The sequence below is a fragment of the Achromobacter sp. GD03932 genome, assembly GCF_029839485.1.
Taxonomy (GTDB): domain Bacteria; phylum Pseudomonadota; class Gammaproteobacteria; order Burkholderiales; family Burkholderiaceae_B; genus Achromobacter; species Achromobacter bronchisepticus_A.
Genome location: NZ_JAOCAT010000012.1, coordinates 167,843 through 184,367, shown reverse-complemented (window position 1 = coordinate 184,367; position 16,525 = coordinate 167,843). Strand labels below are relative to the sequence as shown.

The following is a 16,525-nucleotide window of genomic DNA, read 5'->3' as shown; positions in this document are numbered from 1 at the left end:
CAGCACCTGATCGATCCCGAGATCTGCATCCGCTGCAACACCTGCGAAGAAACCTGTCCGATCAAGGCGATCACCCACGACTCGAACAACTACGTGGTGGATCCCGAGATCTGCAACGGCTGCATGGCCTGCGTGCCGCCTTGCCCCACCGGGGCCATCGACAACTGGCGGCTGATGGTGCGCGCCGAAGCCTACGGCGTGCAGGAACAACTGGGCTGGGAAGAATTGCCGGGAGAGAAGGCATTGCCGGAAACGGCCGCCGCCGCGCCAGCCGGCGGCGAGCCTGATGCGCAGCAGCCTGTCGCGCCCGCGCCGTCAACCGCGCCCGGTGCGACGGTCCCGCCGTGGTCCGCCGCCCATCCCTACGTCAACCTGTACACGCACAAGACGCCCATGACTGCCACCGTGGTCGGCAACTACCGCGTGACCGGCGCCGACACGGAAAGCGATATCCACCATATCGTGCTCGACTTCGGCGACCTGCCGTTTCCCGTGCTGGAAGGGCAGTCCATCGGCATCCTGCCGCCGGGTGTGGATGCGCAGGGCCGGGCGCATCACGCGCGCCAGTATTCTTTGGCCAGTCCGCGCGACGGCGAACGGGCCGGCTATAACAATCTCTCGCTGACGGTGAAACGCGTCACGGAGGATCATGCGGGCGCCGCCGCGCACGGCGTATGTTCGAATTACCTGTGCGACCTGGCCAAGAACGACAAGGTGCAGGTGATCGGACCGTTCGGCCATACTTTCCTGATGCCCAACCACCCCCGTGCCAATCTCATCATGATTTGCACCGGCACGGGTTCGGCGCCCATGCGCGCCATGACGGAACGCTACCGCCGCCGCATCGAGACCGGCGAGAACGGCAGGCTCCTGCTGTTCTTCGGCGCGCGCACCGAGCGCGAGTTGCCGTATTTCGGGCCGTTGATGAAGCTGCCGCGCGATTTCATCGACATCAATCTGGCGCTGTCGCGCGAAACCGGGCAACCCAAGCGTTACGTGCAGGACCTGATCCGCGACCGCGCGGGCGTGGTGCGCGAACTGCTGGCGGACCGCAATACCTGCATCTACGTGTGCGGCTTGAAGGGCATGGAAGTGGGCGTGCTGGACGCCCTGCGCGACGTGACGATGCAGGCGGGCCAGGATTGGTCTATCCTGCATGATGCATTGCGCCGCGAAGGGCGCCTGCATTTCGAAACGTACTGAATCCACAAACATGCGTGGCAATCGGCGCGCGCTGGCGCGCCGATTGCATTTGCGGGGGGAATCCACAAAATGAAGTTCGCCGAGTTCAAGGACGGCATGGTCATCAAGGGCGGTCCGGTCACCCTGACGGAAGCCGAAATCCTGGAGTTCGCACGCAAGTACGATCCCCAGTGGTTCCACACGGATCCCAAGCGCGCCTCCGAAGGCCGTTGGGGCGGGCTGATCGCCAGCGGCTGGCATACCTGCGCGCTGGCCATGCGCATGGCCGTGGACGCGGCGCTGCACGATTCCGAATCCTTTGGTTCGCCCGGCCTGGGCGAGGTGCGCTGGCGCACGCCGGTGCGTCCGGGCGACACCCTGCGCCTGGAAGCGCGCGTGCAGGGCGTGCGCACCTCGTCGTCGCGTCCGGACCTGGGCATCATCACCTGGGCCTGGACGGTCCTGAACCAGCACGACGAAGGCGTGCTGGAACTGGACGCGACCAGCCTGTTCGATCTGTCCGGCGAAAACTGAGGCTGGCCGTCTAGCGCTTGCCTGTCTGCTTCAGGATGGCGGCGGCTTCAGGACCGGCCGCTGCCTTCCAGTTCTTGACCGAGTCCGCCGCTGCATCCTTCAGCGCGCGCTGCACGGGCAGGGGCACCGACGTATTGATTGCCACGCCGTTCTTGCGCATGTTGGCGTAGTTCTGCTGCAGGCGGCCGTCGATGCGCTTCCATTGTTCGGTTTCGGTCTGCGCCGCGGCCTGGTCGATGGCGCGGCGCGTGCGCGCATCCAGCGCCTGGTAAGCCTGCAGGTTCATCGTCGCCACCGAGATCGGCATGGCGTAGTTGATCTCCGCGAAGTTGGGCAGGTGCTCCCAGAGCTTGCGGCCCGCGCCGCCGTCGCCTGAGGACAGCACCGCGTTGACCTCGCCCGAGGCGATCAGCGGCATCGCGTCCGCGAAGGAGATGTTCTGCGCGCGGGCGCCGGCCTTCTGCATGACGTCCTGCGACGTGGCGTCGTAGGTGCGGATGCTCAGCTTCTTCAAGGCCGCGACGCTGTCCAGTTTCTGCTTGGACCAGATGCCGGACGCGGGCCACGGCGTGGTGTAGAGCAGCTTCTGCCCATGCGCCGCCAACAGCTTCTCGTAGGCGGGGCGGGCGGCCTTGTTCAGGTTGCGGGCCTTGGACAGCGAGTCCGCCAGAAAGGGCAGGGACGACACGCCGAACAAGGGATACTTGGCCGCCAGCGCGCCGGCGAAGGCGTCGCCCGCATCCACCTTGCGCGCTTGCACCGCATCGATCATGTCGGCCGACTTGATCCCCTTGGACGCGTCATAGCTGGCGTCGATGACCACGTTGCCCGCCGTCTTGGCGCGGACCAGCTCGGCAAAGGTGGATACGCCTTGTCCAGGCATGGAGGTGGCCGGGTACTCGGTAGTCATCGTGAGGGTGGTGGCGGCGTAGGCGCCATGCGCCATGAACGCCATGGCGATGCCCGTCATCAGGCGGAGGGTGGGACAGCTTTGCATGCGCGGCTCCTGGTTGGTGGGAAACCTGGTCTGGACACGAGAGGCGGCGCCGGGAGCGCTCGGCTCTGTGCCTGGCTGATGCCGCAAAGCGTACGGCGAGTGCAAGGGCTCGCCTATACGGGCTTTCGGCAATGCGCGGGCTGTTGCGGAGCAGCGGCGATTACTCGAGGGGCAGGCCGTGCATCTTCAAGAAGGACAGCTTGTCCCAGTAGCCCCGTTGGAACACGATCCTGCCGTCGCGCACGGTGAAGAAGCCGCAGCCGCGCAGGCCCAGAGGATCACGCCACTCCAGGGCCGCGACCTCTCCGGCCTCATGGATCGTCTCCACGATGCAGGTCATGTCGGCCTGGGCGAACTCCCGTTCAAACATCGCGCGTATGGCCTCGCGTCCGACGATGGGCTCCTGGGTGACCTGGTGGTTCACAGCCTTTTCATCGTAAAGCTCGGCCAGGCCGGCGGCATCGGCGGCATTGAACCGTGCGACCCATTCTTCGACCAGTCGTCGCGGAGTCATGTGTGGTTCCTTTTTTGAGAGGGACTTACGTTGTAAGCGAAATTCGGGCAGCGCGGCTAGTGTCGTTTCGACATAGCAAAAACTGCGCATTAATGCGTGGATATTGCAATGTAATATGCTGTAATTACTAGAAGAATTGCCAGTTATAAAGTACAGTGACCTAGTGGAATTCAGTGCTCTATCGGAGGTAAAGTATGAAGCTGGAAGATCGCATGAGTCGCTCGATCAAGCAGCGCGCAGGGGTTGTCGTCTTGCGCTCGGACTTTGCCGATATGGCGAGCGACTCACAGATCGGGCGAGTCTTGGCCCGCTTCGTCGATGACGGAATGCTTGTACGCGTCAGCAAAGGGGCTTTTGCCAAGACCCGCATCAACAAGTTCACGGGCAAACCGACCCCCGCAGGAACGCTGGAAATGATTGCTGCGGAGCTTTTTCGCAAGCTCAAGATCTCTGTGAAACCGAGCGCGCTCGCAGCCGAGTACAGCAGCGGCAAATCGACCCAGATTCCCATGGGGGCGACTGTCAGTACGGGGAGCCGGCGCATCACTCGAAAAGTGACTGTAGGGAGCAGTACGCTGACGTATGAAAAGGATCTCAGACGAACAGAAGTCTGATAATGAAGACGCCGCCACGGCCGGCCTGCTGGGAACTTTGCCGCCTGCCGTCGCTGAGAAGGACTTGCACATCACTGATGCGCTGCGCGTTCTGGCTGAAATCAGGAGCACGCATATCGCGCATCGGAAAGACCGCAAGAAGGGGGATCCCAGGCCGGCGTCCGTTACCGTGGCTACGCGCCAGGTCTTCGCCGGCGGGACCTGCCTTTCGAAAGCGCATGGTCTGGTTGAGCGGATGTCCGAGGACATCGACATCAAGGTTGCGCTGGACGATGTACCGAAAGGCTATGTGCTGCAAGACGGGCACACAGACCGGGCTCGGCTAGGCAATTTGCATCGGCAGGTGGAGCGGCGTCTCACGGATATCGGCTTCCAACTTGTGACGCGGGACGATGAGGAGAACCCCGTTGCGCGGGACAGCCGTCGTACTACTGCCTGTCGCTTTCGTATGCGGCGCATTTTCAGGACGTATCCGGTGCGCTGCGTCCCGAACTCAAGCTTGAGCTGATACATCGTCCTCCCGTGTTGCCGGCTGAAATACGCGAAATGGGCTACATGCTCGACGGCTTTGTTCCGCGCGTAGCGCCCCTGCGCTTTTCGATGGCGTGCATCACGGTCGCGGAGACGCTCGCGGAGAAGGTGTTGTCACTGCTGCGGCGCTGCGCTTGGAGTTGGGATGGGCATCAGCGCGGCGAGTACGACGCCGCCTTGGTGCGACATATCTATGACGTCTGGCGTATTGCTGGAACCCGGCCCGATGCCTTTGCGGCAGCCCGTCAGATCTTTGCGAAGCTGGTCCGAAAGGATGTAGAGGAATTCCGCGGCCAGCATCCTGGGTTTGATCAAGACGCATACTCGGTGCTGAGGCGGACGCTGGCTGCTGCTGCCGTCCATGAAGGGTTGAAGACCAACTTCGAGCAGCGTCTGAAGCCACTGCTCTATGCTGCGCAGAAGCCGGATTTCGAAACCTGCTATGCGGTCTTTGCGCGTGCTGCAGAAGAGTTGCTGGATCACCGCGTTTGACTTGCGACCTTCCAGCAGCACCGATATCCGGGAAGCGGGCGCGGCGCTCGCTGTCCAAGGACAGCAGGCGCTGCCGTTGAGTCGTGGCAAAAAAAACCGCCCCGTAGGGCGGTTTCGTCGGAACCGATCAAGCGATCAATAGAACGCCTGGATGCCGGTCTGCGCGCGGCCCAGGATCAGGGCGTGCACGTCGTGGGTGCCTTCGTAGGTGTTGACCACTTCCAGGTTCACCAGGTGGCGGGCCACGCCGAATTCGTCGGAGATGCCGTTGCCGCCGAGCATGTCGCGCGCCAGGCGGGCGATGTCCAGCGCCTTGCCGCAGGAATTGCGCTTCATGATGGAGGTGATTTCGACGGCGGCGGTGCCTTCGTCCTTCATGCGGCCCAGGCGCAGGCAGCCTTGCAGGGCCAGCGTGATTTCGGTCTGCATGTCGGCCAGCTTCTTCTGGATCAGCTGGTTGGCGGCCAGGGGGCGGCCGAACTGCTTGCGGTCCAGCGTGTACTGGCGGGCGGTGTGCCAGCAAGCTTCGGCGGCGCCCACGGCGCCCCAGGCGATGCCGTAGCGGGCCGAGTTCAGGCAGGTGAACGGACCCTTCAGGCCGGACACGCCGGGCATCATCTGGTCGGCGGACACTTCCACTTCGTCCATGACGATTTCACCGGTGATCGAGGCGCGCAGGCCGACCTTGCCGTGGATGGCGGGGGCCGACAGGCCCTTCATGCCCTTTTCCAGGATGAAGCCGCGGATCTTGCCGTCGAAGTCGCCGCCGACGCACTTGGCCCACACCACGAAGACGTCGGCGATGGGGGAGTTGGTGATCCACATCTTGTTGCCGGAAATCTTGTAGCCGTCGGACGTCTTGACGGCGCGGGTTTCCATGCCGCCGGGGTCGGAGCCGTGGTTGGGTTCGGTCAGGCCGAAGCAGCCGATCCATTCGCCGCGGGCCAGCTTGGGCAGGTATTTCTGCTTCTGCGCTTCGCTGCCGAATTCGTTGATGGGCACCATCACCAGGGACGACTGCACGCTCATCATGGAGCGGTAGCCGGAGTCGATGCGTTCGACTTCGCGGGCGATCAGGCCGTAGCTGACGTAGTTCAGGCCGGCGCCGCCGTATTCGACGGGGATGGTGGCGCCCAGCAGGCCCAGTTCACCCATTTCGGAGAAGATGGCCGGGTCGGTCTGTTCGTTGCGGAACGCGTTCAGCACGCGCGGGGCGAGCTTGTCCTGCGCATAGGCGTAGGCTGCGTCACGCACCATGCGTTCTTCTTCGGTCAGTTGCTGGTCCAGCAACAGGGGGTCTTGCCAGTGAAAGGAAGGATTCGAGGACATGCTGGGTCTCCGCTATGGATTTCGGAATGCTAGAAAGTTTAAACCTAAAATAATTCGGGCGGCAAGCGGCGAATGGAACGGCCGGCGCGCGGCGCCGCCGTTCCGTCCCGCCTTCAGTGCTGCGCCTTGAGCGCTGCGTCGCGGATCTTTTCCAGGGTCGTGCCCGGGGTGATGGTTTCCGGATCGATGAAGCAGTGCAGGATGGCCGGCTTGCCGCTGGCCAGGGCGCGTTCGAAGGCCGGGCCGAACTGCTCGGTGGTCTCGACGCGTTCGCCGTGGCCGCCAAAGGCGCGCGCATAGTCGGCGAAATCCGGATTCTTCAGATCGGTCGCGGAAATGCGGCCGGGGTAGTGCTTTTCCTGGTGCATGCGGATCGTGCCGTACATGCCGTTGTCCACCAGCACCACGACGATGGGCAGGTCGTATTGCACCGCGGTCGCGAATTCCTGGCCGTGCATCAGGAAGCAGCCGTCGCCAGCGAAGCAGACCACGGTCTTGTCGGGCGACACGCGCTTGGCGCCCACGGCGGCGGGCAGGCCGTAGCCCATGGAGCCCGACGTCGGCGCCAGCTGCGTGCCGTAGCGCGTAAAGCGGTGGAAGCGGTGCAGCCAGGTGGCGTAGTTGCCGGCGCCGTTGGTCATGATGGCATCGGCCGGCAGCGTCTTTTCCAGATAGGCCATCACCTGGCCCATTTGCAGCGCGCCCGGCGTCGTGATGGCGCTGGGATCGCTCCATTTCAGATACGACTCGCGCATGGCCTGCGTGCCGGCGGCCCAGGCGGGCTGGGCCGGTGCCTTCAGGCCGCCCAGCGCCTGCGCAAAGGCGGCGGGCGAAGTATTGATGGCCAGGGTGGGGCGGTAGACGCGGCCCAGCTCGGCGGTGTCGGGGTGCACGTGCACCAGTTTCTGCTTGGGTACCGGGATGTCCAGCAGGGTGTACGCCTGGCTGGGGTTTTCCGACATGCGGCCGCCGACCAGCAGGATCAGGTCCGCATCGGCGACGCGCTTGAGCAGCGCGGGGTTGATGCCCAGACCCACGTCGCCGATGAAGCAGGGGTGGTCGGCCGGGAACAGCATCTGGCGGCGGAAGGACACGGCCGTGGGCAGCGCGTGGCGCTGCGCAAAATCGGCGAACTGCTGCACCGCGCGGGCGTCCCAGCGAGTGCCGCCCAGGATGGCGACCGGATTTTTGGCCTCGGCCAGCAGCTTTTCCAGGTCGGCCAGCTGGCCGGCGGTGGGGGCGGAATCGATGACTTCGTAGCGTGGCGCGTCGGCGACCTTGGCGGCTTCGACCAGCATGTCTTCGGGCAGCGCGATCACGACCGGGCCGGGACGGCCCGAGGTGGCGATGTGGAAGGCGCGCGAAACCAGTTCGGGGATGCGTTCGACCTGATCGATCTCCGTGACCCACTTGGCCTGCGTGCCGAACACGGCGCGGTAATCCATTTCCTGGAAGGCTTCGCGTTCGCGCATGCCGCGCTCGATCTGGCCGACGAAGAGGATCAGGGGGGTGGAGTCCTGCTTGGCGATGTGCACGCCCGCCAGCGCGTTGGACGCGCCCGGGCCGCGGGTCACCATGCAGATGCCAGGTTCGCCGGTCAGCTTGCCATGGGCGTCGGCCATCATGGCCGCGCCGCCTTCTTGGCGGCACACCGTGACCTTGATGTCCGCATCGTGCAGGCCGTCCAGCACCGCCAGATAGCTTTCACCGGGAACACAGAAAACATGTTTGACGCCCTGCGCAACCAGCTGGTCGACCAGGATGTGACCGCCAAGGCGGGATTCTTGCTGGGACATGGGGGTGGTAGTCATGATGAGCCGAGGTTAGGACATCCGAGCATAATGTTCCTTGATCGCACAATGCAATTGATAAAATTGCACAATCTATTGACCCACCGGCACGACCTGCCATGCTGCGCCGCGGCAAGATCCGAGCGGCGCAGCAGCGGCGGCGCCCGCCGGCACCTGGCGGTTCCCGCGATATGAGAAACGGCATTCCCAACCTGAGCGCCCTGCAGGCGTTTGAAGCGTCGGCCCGGCTGGGCAGCTTTTCCCGCGCCGCCGAGGAATTGTCCCTGACGCATAGCGCCGTCTACCGCCAAGTGGCCAGCCTGGAGGCGCGCCTGGGCGTGCAGCTGTTCACGCGGGTGCGCCGGCGCATCGTGCTGACCGATCACGGAGCGGAGTACGCCGGCCGCATCCGCCACCATTTGGATCAGATCGAAAAAGACACTTTCGGCCTGGTCAGCCGCACCGGCATGGGCCGCAGCATCCATATCGCCGTGGTGCCCACCCTGGCGACGACCTGGTTGATCCCGCGCCTGGCGGATTTCCAGCGCGAGCACGGCGACATCACGGTCAGCCTGTCCGTGCGCACGTTGCCGTTCCAGTTCAAGGACCAGCCCTTCGACGGCGCGCTGTATCACGGGGACGGATTGTGGCCAGGCACCCAGGGCGTGCTGCTGTTCCCCGAACGCGAACTGGTGCCGGTGTGCGCGCCAGAGCTGGCGGCGCGGGCGGCGGAACCGGGGGCCAGCGCCTTGTCCGGCATGACCCATCTGCACCTGGCTTCGCGGCCGGACGCCTGGCGCCAGTGGTACGCGGCCAACAGCCATCTTTATGGTCCGCACGCCGCCGGCGGGCCGCGCTACGAGCTTTTCACCATGGTGATGGCGGCGGTGCAGGCCGGCCTGGGAGTCGGGCTGATGCCGCGTTTCCTGGCCCAGCCCGCGCTCGACCAAGGCACGCTGGCGATGCCCGTGCCGCAATCGCTGTTGGTCAGCCAGGGCTATTACTTCGGCTATCCGCAGCGCAGCGAACGGTCCGAAGCGCTCAAGCTCTTCGAGAGCTGGCTGAAGTCCGCCGCCGCAGGCGTGGGCGGACGCTGAGTCGTAGAATCCAGCCATGTCCGCAATCCGCCCCCCGCTTGAATCCCAGGCCGATATCGACGCCTTCATCGATGCCGTCTGGCTGGAAGACGGCCTGTCGGCCAACACCCTGGCGGCCTACCGGCGCGATCTGACGGGTTTTGCCCGCTGGCTGGAAGATCCCGAAGCCTACGCGCGCGAAATGGCCGACCGCCACGGCGATGCGGCGCAGGTCCACGTCCTGCCCGCCGGACCCGCCAAACCTCTACGCGATGCCGGCAAGGCCGACATCGAAGCCTGGTTCGCCTTCCGCCACGAAGAAACCCGCGCCACCACCGCCAACCGCAGGCTGGCCGCGTTGCGCCGCTTTTACGCCTGGGCGCTGCGCGAACACCGCGCCGAGCGCGATCCCTGCCTGACGCTGATCGCCGCCAAGCAGCCGCCGCGCATGCCCAAGACCCTGTCCGAGCAGCAGGTGGACGCCTTGTTGCGCGCGCCCGACCTGGAGGAGGCCCGCGGCCTGCGCGACCGCGCCATGCTGGAAACGCTGTACGCCACGGGCTTGCGGGTATCCGAGCTGGTGGGCATGCGCACGCTGGACGTGAGCCTGAACGAAGGCGTGGTGCGGGTGGTGTTGGGCAAGGGCGGCAAGGACCGGCTGGTGCCGCTGGGCGCCGAGGCGGCCCATTGGATCGACCGCTACCTGAAGTCCGCGCGGCCGGAGCTGGCGGCTGGACGCGTGAGCGATGCGCTCTTCATCACGGGCCGTGCCGAAGCCATGTCGCGCCAGGCGTTCTGGCAACTGGTGAAGAAATATGCCCTGCTGGCGGACGTGCGCGCGCCGCTGTCGCCGCACGTGCTGCGGCACGCCTTCGCCACGCATCTGCTGAACCACGGCGCCGACCTGCGCGTGGTGCAGATGCTGCTGGGCCACGCCGACATTTCCACCACGCAGATCTACACGCACGTCGCGCGCGAACGCCTGAAGGCGCTGCACGCGACGCACCATCCTCGCGGCTAGCGCTGCACGCGCCGCTTCGAAATTCCTCTTTCACGCATAACCATGAGCAAAGCCCGCCACGTTTCCGAGACGCCCGCCACCCAGTTCCTCAAGCAGAACAAGGTGGCGTACACGGAGCACACCTATGACTACGTCGACCATGGCGGCGCGGGCGAAGCCGCGCGCCAGTTGGGCCTGGATCCGCATGCGGTGGTCAAGACCCTGGTGATGGAGGACGAGTCCGCCAAGCCCCTGATCGTGGTCATGCATGGCGACCGCGAAGTCTCCACCAAGAACCTGGCGCGCCAAGCCGGTTTGAAGCGGGTGGAGCCCTGCAAGCCCGAGGTGGCGCAGCGCCATTCGGGCTATCAGGTGGGCGGCACCTCGCCCTTCGGCACGCGCAAGAAGATGCCGGTGTGGGTCGAGGCCGAAGTGCTGGACTACCCGGTGGTCTACATCAACGGCGGGCGGCGCGGGTATCTGATCGGCATAGATCCCAAGGTGCTGGTCACGCTGCTGGGCGCCAAGGGCGTGTCCGTCGCTCTGGAGTAAGGCGGGCTTGCGTGGGCGTGGTATTCCCATACCACCACCCTGGCCGATGGCGGCGTCACAATAGGGGCGTAGATCAAGAACCGGAACCCGGCCACGTGGCCCGAACCGGCTTTCCGCCATCCCTGGGAGACAAACATGAGCAAGCGACTGTTGATGCTGGTCGGCGACTACGCCGAAGACTACGAGACCATGGTGCCGTACCAGACCCTGCTGACGGTGGGGCACACGGTGCACGCGGTATGCCCGGACAAGAAAGCGGGCGACACCATCGCCACCGCGATCCATGATTTCGAAGGCGCACAGACCTACACCGAAAAGCGCGGCCACAATTTCGCGCTGAACTATGACTTTGACCGCGTCGAGCCGTCGTCCTACGACGGCCTGGTGATTCCGGGCGGCCGCGCGCCGGAGTATCTGCGCCTGAACGAAAAGGTGCTGGACATCGTGCGCGCCTTCGACAAGGCCGGCAAGCCCATCGCGGCGGTCTGCCACGGCGCGCAACTGCTGGCCGCGGCCGGGATCCTGAAGGGCCGCACCTGCTCCGCCTATCCGGCGTGCGCCCCGGAAGTGCGCCTGGCGGGCGGCACCTATGCCGAGATCGGCATCGACCAGGCCTACACCGACGGCAATCTGGTGACGGCGCCGGCCTGGCCCGCGCACCCGGCCTGGATGTCGCAATTCCTGGCGGTGCTGGGCACGAAGATCACGCCCTGATCTTCCAAGCCACAAAGCGCCAGGGCCGCAAGCTTGCGGCCCTGGCGCTTTTTCCTTGCGGCTTGGATATCAGGCGAAATCGAGCACGATGCGGCCTTCGATCTGGCCGCGCCGCATGCGGTCGAACACGTCGTTGATGTTCTCCAGGCTTTCGGTGGCGACGGTGGCGTGCACCTTGCCTTCTTCGGCAAACTGCAGCGATTCCTGCAGGTCCAGGCGCGAGCCCACGATGGAGCCGCGCACGGTGACGCCATTGAGCACCATGTCGAAGATCGACAGCGGGAAGTCGCCCGGCGGCAGACCGTTAAGCGCCACGGTGCCGCCGCGGCGCACCATGCCCAGCGCCTGCTCGAAGGCCTTGGGCGATACCGCCGTGATCAGCGCGCCGTGCGCGCCGCCGATCTCGCGCTTGAGGTAGGCGGCCGGGTCGGTGGTCTTGGCGTTGACGGTGACCTCGGCGCCCAAGCGGCGGGCGAAGTCCAGCTTGGCGTCGTCGATGTCCACAGCCGCGACGTTCAGGCCCATGGCCTTGGCGTACTGCACCGCCATGTGGCCCAATCCGCCGATGCCGGAAATCACCACCCAGTTGCCCGGACGGGTGTCCGTCATCTTCAGGCCCTTGTACACGGTCACGCCGGCGCACAGCACGGGCGCTACCTCGACGAAACCGACGTTCTTGGGCAGCAGGCCCACGTAGTTGGCATCAGCCAGCGCGTATTCGGCAAAGCCGCCGTTCACGGAGTAGCCGGCGTTCTTCTGCGTTTCGCACAGCGTTTCCCAGCCGCCCAGGCAATGCTCGCAATGCCCGCAGGCGGAATACAGCCAGGGAATGCCGACGCGGTCGCCTTCCTTCACATGGGTCACGCCCGCGCCCACCGCAACCACGTGGCCGACGCCTTCGTGGCCGGGAATGAAAGGCGGGTTGGGCTTGACGGGCCAGTCGCCTTCGACCGCGTGCAGGTCGGTGTGGCAGACCCCGCAGGCTTCTATCTTTACCAGCAATTCGCCCGGACCCGGGCGCGGCACCGCGACTTCTTCGATTGCCAGGGGCTTGCCGAATGCTCGTGCAACCGCTGCTTTCATGGTTTTATCCATCACTGCCTCCGAAGTCTGATCAAGATTCCTTATGCTCGAACGTGGACGCTTTCCCGACCATGATTTATATCAACCGAGGGGGCTGCCCGCCGATGCCGGAAACGTGTGGTTGCAGAAAGAGGCCGGCCTCCCGCAGCTTGCCCGGGCCGCGGCAAACGGCGTACAGTCAGCCGTAGGCATCCCGGCCCAGGCCCCAGGCCCAGTCCCGAGTTCCAGGAGCTCCCATGTGTGAAATCTTCATCCGCGCCAGCGAGCAGTCCTACGCGCCCGAAACCCGTTCGCTGCGGCTGCATGGCGTGGCTACCAGCCTGAGGCTGGAACAGCTGTTCTGGCAGGTATTGGAAGAAATCGCCGGCCGCGACGGCATGCGCGTGACGCAGCTGATCGAACGTCTGTACGACGAACTGATCGAGTATCGCGGCGAGGCCGCCAATTTCACCTCATTCCTGCGCGTGTGCTGCCTGCGCTACCAACTGCTGCAGGCAGAGGGCCGAATCCCCTTGGACGCGGCCGTGCCGATCCGTTCGCTCAACCCGCAGGCCGTGCTGGAAGGCCTGCCGCCCACGCTGTACGACGCCCAGCCCCTGCGCCCCAAACGCAAGGCCGCGTAGGCCGCCAACACTGACGCCGCCGCGGCGCCAAAAAACAAAGGGCCCGAATTTTTCGGGCCCTTTGCTCATGTGGCAGCGTAGCGCGGCGGGTGTTCAGCCGCCAGACTGGATCGACGCCATCGCCACTTCGTTCTGCACGATGCGGCGGATGCGCACCGCATCGCCGATGCGGGAGAGCTTGCCCTGCGAATCCAGCAGCACGATGGCCAGGTCGCGGCCGTTGATGCGGGCCAGCATGACCAGGCATTCGCCCGCTTCGTTGATGTAGCCGGTCTTGGACACCTTGATGTCCCAGTCGGGCTTGCGCACCAGCAGGTTGGTGTTGCGGAAGGTCTGCGTGCGGTTGTTGACCTCGACGTCGTACTCGGTATCGGTGGAGTAGCGGTGGATCAACGGGCGCTGGGAGGCGGCGCGCAGCAGTCGGGCCAGATCGTGCGGCGACGAGACGTTGTCGCTGGACAGGCCGGTGGGCTCGATGAAGCGGGTGCTGGTCATGCCCAGCGCCTGCGCCTTGGCGTTCATGGCGGCCACGAAGGCGGGCAGGCCGCCCGGATAGTGGCGGCCCAGCGCGTTGGCGGCGCGGTTTTCGGACGACATCAGCGCCAGGTGCAGCATGTCGCCGCGCGACAGCTTGGTGCCCACGCGCAGACGCGAGGTGGTGTGCTTGAGGCCGTCGACGTCTTCGTCGGTGATCTCCAGCATTTCGTTCATGGGCAGGTTGGCGTCGACCACGACGACCGCGGTCATCAGCTTCGAGATCGAAGCGATGGGGCGCACCACGTTTTCGTTCTTGGCGAAGATGACCGTGGACGTTTCCAGATCCTGCACATAGGCGGTAGTGGAACGCAGGGCGGCGGCTTCGGCGCGCACCGAGGAGGCGGGCGGCGGCATGGCGGCCGAACCGACCGCGGCAGCAGCGGCGGCACGTTGCGCGCGCGACGGCTTGTTCGGCTTGCCGCTCTTGCCGGCGGCCGCGCCCTTCTTGGGCGGCGTGCCCTTGGCGGCGACCTGCTTGCCGCCCTTGGGGGCGGCTGCTTTCTTGCCGGAGGAGGATTTGGGGGGAGTTTTCGCGGAGGAGGCGGCTTGTTTGCCCGAGGCGCTCTTGCCGGAGCTGGCCTTGGGGGCCGGAGCCTTCTTCGCTTGTTGCGCCTTGCAGGCCGATGACTTGGCGTTGGTCTTGCAAGGGTCCGTATTCTTCGCGGCTTGCGCGGCGGGGGGCAGGAGCGCGCACACCGCCAGCGCCACAGGCGCTATCGCGTTCGCAATCGCACGTTTCCAGGGAAATGCCATGGTTTGAGCTGGCTTGTCAGTCTGTCAGTAAATGTTTCTTAAGCCGGCGTTTCGTCGGGCCAGAAAAAGTCCAGATGAATTAGAGGCTTACGCGTCGAATTTAAACAGCAATTTCAAGTTGTGCGCAAGGCGATTTGCTATCATCGTCCAAAAAAATAATGGTGACGTATTGACGCAGCTTCAATTCGTCACAAGACAAGTTCGAGAAGCTAACGGCAGGCCGCGCGTGAGCGTAGCCCGGATTAACCCTCATCTGGCTGAACGCGCGAGGTTTTTGTCCATGGGCAGATCAGGACAAGACGTGCTCACAAAGGGCAAGGCTTCGGGCGGATAGGGGGTGCTGGGAAGGAAGGCGTCGGAACCGACGCCAGAGATGGCCTCGCCGGGTGGAATCGAACCACCAATTGACCCTTAGGAGGGGCCGGTTATATCCATTTAACTACGGCGAGACTATTGCTGATCAGGCGGCAAGGCCGGTCGAGTGACCGCGTTTGCTTGCTAAGGCCTTGATATCGCTACGAATCTTTCGGCCCTGAGTTTATCACTGGGGGCACGGGCTTCGGCGCAGGACGCAAGTCTATCAGCAGGCGGCGCAAGCCCCAAATCCGCTGTCCGCAACCCGGCCCGCCGGACCCGGCGCTCAACGGGGCTATTGCCGGAGCGCGGAGGCTATTTGTATATGATGTCCGGGTCCTGCGCTGCGCGCCGGACCGTCCCGTGGAGGGGGCGGCGAACCAAAACAACGAAAAACGGGTTTCATGTCTAACCAAACCGATACGAATTTCACCCGTACCCTGATCGTGGGCACGCTGGTGGTGCTGCTCGCGATGGGGGTGCGCGCCACCTTCGGGCTTTTCATGCAGCCGATGGGGCTGGCGCAGGGCTGGGGACGCGAAGTGTTCTCCATGGCCTTCGCGCTGCAGAACCTGGTGTGGGGCGTGGCCTGTATCTTCATGGGCATCCTGGCCGACCGCTACGGTTCGGGCCGCACCATCGCCCTGGGCGCGGTGCTGTACATGCTGGGCATGATAGGTACGCGCTTCGCCACCGATGAAGCCACGCTCTATCTGACCGCCGGCGTGCTGGTCGGGCTGGGACAGGCCGGCACGACCTTTCCGGTGATCCTGCCCGTGGTGGCGCGCGCGGTGCCGCCCGCCTACCGCAGCACGGCGATGGGCATCGCCAGCGCTGGCGGCTCCCTGGGACAGTTCGCCGTGGTGCCCACGGGACAGGTGCTGATCAGCGGCCTGGACTGGCCGGGCGCATTGTGGGTGCTGTCGCTGTTCGTCGCTTGCGGCGCGCCCCTGGCGTATTTCCTGCGCGGTCGTCCGCAAGCCCACACCGGGCCGCAGCAGTCGCTGGCCTCGGCGGTCAAGCAGGCGGTGCGCCACCCCTCGTTCCATTTCCTGTTCTGGAGCTATTTCGTCTGCGGCTTCCACACCGCTTTCATCACGCTGCACCTGCCCGCCTACGTCACGGACGGCGGCCTGAGCGCGGGGCAGGGCGCGACCGCCATTGCGCTGATCGGCCTGTTCAACGTGCTGGGTTCGTTCTATGCCGGCAAGCTGGGCGGCAAGTACAGCAAGAAGCGGCTCCTCGCCGTGGTGTACGGCATGCGCGCCTTCGGCATCCTGCTGTTGCTCTGGATGCCGCTGTCGCCTTGGGTGCTGTACGCCTTCGCCGCGTGGATGGGCTTGTTCTGGTTGGGGACCGTGCCGCTCACGCAGGGGCTGATCGGCCAGATCTACGGCCTGCGCTATGCGGCCACGCTGTCCGGCATCGTCTTCCTGGGACACCAGCTGGGCAGTTTCATCGGCGTGTGGCTGGGTGGATATGCCTACGCCAAGACCGGCAACTACGATGCCGTCTGGTGGCTGGGCGTGGCGCTGGCCATTATCGCGGCGCTGCTGTGCCTGCCGGTGCGCGAGCAGCCGGTTGCCCAGCCGGCCACGGCCTGAGACGTCCATGAACCCTGCGACTCGCTCCGCATCCGCCGCCCGCCGCCATCGCGGTTGGCGCGCGGCTGGCGCGCTGGCCCTGGTTGCCGTCCTGGGCCTGGCGTTCTGGGGCTACACCACGCCGGAAATGCAGATCCACTGGGAAAACCTGGCCGCGCTCTGCGGCTTCTAGGGACTTTTTCCGCTCGGCCTCGCGGTATCCTACGGCGGTATTTCTTCCCTCATCGCGCGCCGCCCGCGGGCGGG

General features: G+C 65.1%; 18 protein-coding genes and 1 tRNA gene. 12 read left to right on the top strand and 7 right to left on the bottom strand.

Annotated features, from left to right (window positions below; translation table 11 throughout):
• Together boxA and N5C88_RS13820 are read left to right on the top strand one after the other, a co-directional pair.
• Positions 1–1,203, top strand: a 1,203-nt coding sequence (gene boxA, locus N5C88_RS13825; RefSeq protein ID WP_280015499.1) for a benzoyl-CoA 2,3-epoxidase subunit BoxA, incomplete at its 5' end; no start/stop codon positions are given.
• 69 nt (positions 1,204–1,272) lie between these two features.
• A complete protein-coding gene (locus tag N5C88_RS13820) occupies positions 1,273–1,716 on the top strand; it encodes a MaoC family dehydratase (protein ID WP_059380185.1) in 444 nt (147 codons plus the stop codon).
• Between the two features lie 10 nt (positions 1,717–1,726).
• Here N5C88_RS13820 and N5C88_RS13815 read toward each other — a convergent pair whose 3' ends face one another.
• The gene (locus N5C88_RS13815) at positions 1,727–2,713 is read right to left on the bottom strand and encodes a TRAP transporter substrate-binding protein (protein ID WP_280015498.1); all 987 of its coding nucleotides are present in this window, start codon (positions 2,711–2,713) and stop codon (positions 1,727–1,729) included.
• A 160-nt stretch (positions 2,714–2,873) separates the two neighbouring features.
• Positions 2,874–3,227: a nuclear transport factor 2 family protein gene (locus N5C88_RS13810; RefSeq protein WP_118932770.1), complete on the bottom strand. Its 354-nt coding sequence runs from the start codon at positions 3,225–3,227 to the stop codon at positions 2,874–2,876.
• Between the two features lie 194 nt (positions 3,228–3,421).
• Here N5C88_RS13810 and N5C88_RS13805 point away from each other — a divergent pair, with 194 nt between their 5' ends.
• The 3 genes from N5C88_RS13805 to N5C88_RS13795 are packed head-to-tail and all read left to right on the top strand — an operon-like array spanning position 3,422 to position 4,864.
• The gene (locus N5C88_RS13805) at positions 3,422–3,841 is read left to right on the top strand and encodes a DUF6088 family protein (protein ID WP_280015497.1); all 420 of its coding nucleotides are present in this window, start codon (positions 3,422–3,424) and stop codon (positions 3,839–3,841) included.
• Positions 3,810–4,349, top strand: coding sequence for a nucleotidyl transferase AbiEii/AbiGii toxin family protein (locus N5C88_RS13800; protein ID WP_280015496.1), 540 nt, complete (start codon positions 3,810–3,812; stop codon positions 4,347–4,349). The genes N5C88_RS13805 and N5C88_RS13800 overlap by 32 nt, the downstream gene beginning before the upstream one ends.
• On the top strand, positions 4,277–4,864 hold the full coding sequence (locus N5C88_RS13795) for a nucleotidyl transferase AbiEii/AbiGii toxin family protein (RefSeq protein WP_347881394.1): 588 nt from the start codon (positions 4,277–4,279) through the stop codon (positions 4,862–4,864). Before N5C88_RS13800 ends, N5C88_RS13795 begins: the two co-directional genes overlap by 73 nt.
• Before the next feature lie 135 nt (positions 4,865–4,999).
• Here the strand turns inward: N5C88_RS13795 and N5C88_RS13790 are convergent, their stop codons facing one another.
• Together N5C88_RS13790 and N5C88_RS13785 are read right to left on the bottom strand one after the other, a co-directional pair.
• Positions 5,000–6,193: an acyl-CoA dehydrogenase gene (locus tag N5C88_RS13790; protein ID WP_054451413.1), complete on the bottom strand. Its 1,194-nt coding sequence runs from the start codon at positions 6,191–6,193 to the stop codon at positions 5,000–5,002.
• 113 nt (positions 6,194–6,306) lie between these two features.
• Complete coding sequence (locus N5C88_RS13785; RefSeq protein WP_118932806.1) at positions 6,307–7,989, bottom strand: thiamine pyrophosphate-binding protein; 1,683 nt, start codon at positions 7,987–7,989, stop codon at positions 6,307–6,309.
• Between the two features lie 185 nt (positions 7,990–8,174).
• On the opposite strand from N5C88_RS13785, the gene N5C88_RS13780 reads away from it, so the two are divergent.
• From N5C88_RS13780 to N5C88_RS13765, 4 genes are all read left to right on the top strand, one after another.
• Complete coding sequence (locus tag N5C88_RS13780; RefSeq protein ID WP_059380210.1) at positions 8,175–9,080, top strand: LysR substrate-binding domain-containing protein; 906 nt, start codon at positions 8,175–8,177, stop codon at positions 9,078–9,080.
• A 16-nt stretch (positions 9,081–9,096) separates the two neighbouring features.
• Positions 9,097–10,080 carry a site-specific tyrosine recombinase XerD gene (gene xerD, locus N5C88_RS13775; RefSeq protein WP_118932767.1) on the top strand — a complete coding sequence of 328 codons (984 nt, stop codon included), beginning with the start codon at positions 9,097–9,099 and terminating at the stop codon, positions 10,078–10,080.
• Between the two features lie 42 nt (positions 10,081–10,122).
• Positions 10,123–10,611, top strand: a complete 489-nt coding sequence (ybaK, locus tag N5C88_RS13770; protein ID WP_118932766.1) for a Cys-tRNA(Pro) deacylase — start codon at positions 10,123–10,125, stop codon at positions 10,609–10,611.
• Between the two features lie 135 nt (positions 10,612–10,746).
• Positions 10,747–11,325 (top strand): DJ-1/PfpI family protein, encoded by a 579-nt coding sequence (locus N5C88_RS13765; RefSeq protein WP_054451405.1) that lies wholly within the window; start codon positions 10,747–10,749, stop codon positions 11,323–11,325.
• 69 nt (positions 11,326–11,394) lie between these two features.
• Here the strand turns inward: N5C88_RS13765 and adhP are convergent, their stop codons facing one another.
• Complete coding sequence (gene adhP, locus N5C88_RS13760) at positions 11,395–12,420, bottom strand: alcohol dehydrogenase AdhP (RefSeq protein WP_054451403.1); 1,026 nt, start codon at positions 12,418–12,420, stop codon at positions 11,395–11,397.
• A 224-nt stretch (positions 12,421–12,644) separates the two neighbouring features.
• Between adhP and N5C88_RS13755 the strand changes: the two genes are divergently transcribed.
• Complete coding sequence (locus N5C88_RS13755) at positions 12,645–13,031, top strand: ribbon-helix-helix domain-containing protein (RefSeq protein WP_054451398.1); 387 nt, start codon at positions 12,645–12,647, stop codon at positions 13,029–13,031.
• A 93-nt stretch (positions 13,032–13,124) separates the two neighbouring features.
• Here the strand turns inward: N5C88_RS13755 and pbpG are convergent, their stop codons facing one another.
• Together pbpG and N5C88_RS13745 are read right to left on the bottom strand one after the other, a co-directional pair.
• A complete protein-coding gene (gene pbpG / locus N5C88_RS13750; RefSeq protein ID WP_059380181.1) occupies positions 13,125–14,321 on the bottom strand; it encodes a D-alanyl-D-alanine endopeptidase in 1,197 nt (398 codons plus the stop codon).
• A gap of 374 nt (positions 14,322–14,695) precedes the next feature.
• A tRNA-Arg gene (locus N5C88_RS13745) sits at positions 14,696–14,770 on the bottom strand.
• Between the two features lie 309 nt (positions 14,771–15,079).
• Here N5C88_RS13745 and N5C88_RS13740 point away from each other — a divergent pair.
• Positions 15,080–16,279, top strand: coding sequence for an MFS transporter (locus N5C88_RS13740; RefSeq protein WP_059380180.1), 1,200 nt, complete (start codon positions 15,080–15,082; stop codon positions 16,277–16,279).
• A 7-nt stretch (positions 16,280–16,286) separates the two neighbouring features.
• Positions 16,287–16,451: a hypothetical protein gene (locus N5C88_RS13735; RefSeq protein ID WP_165867845.1), complete on the top strand. Its 165-nt coding sequence runs from the start codon at positions 16,287–16,289 to the stop codon at positions 16,449–16,451.
• The last annotated feature ends 74 nt before the right edge of the window (positions 16,452–16,525 follow it).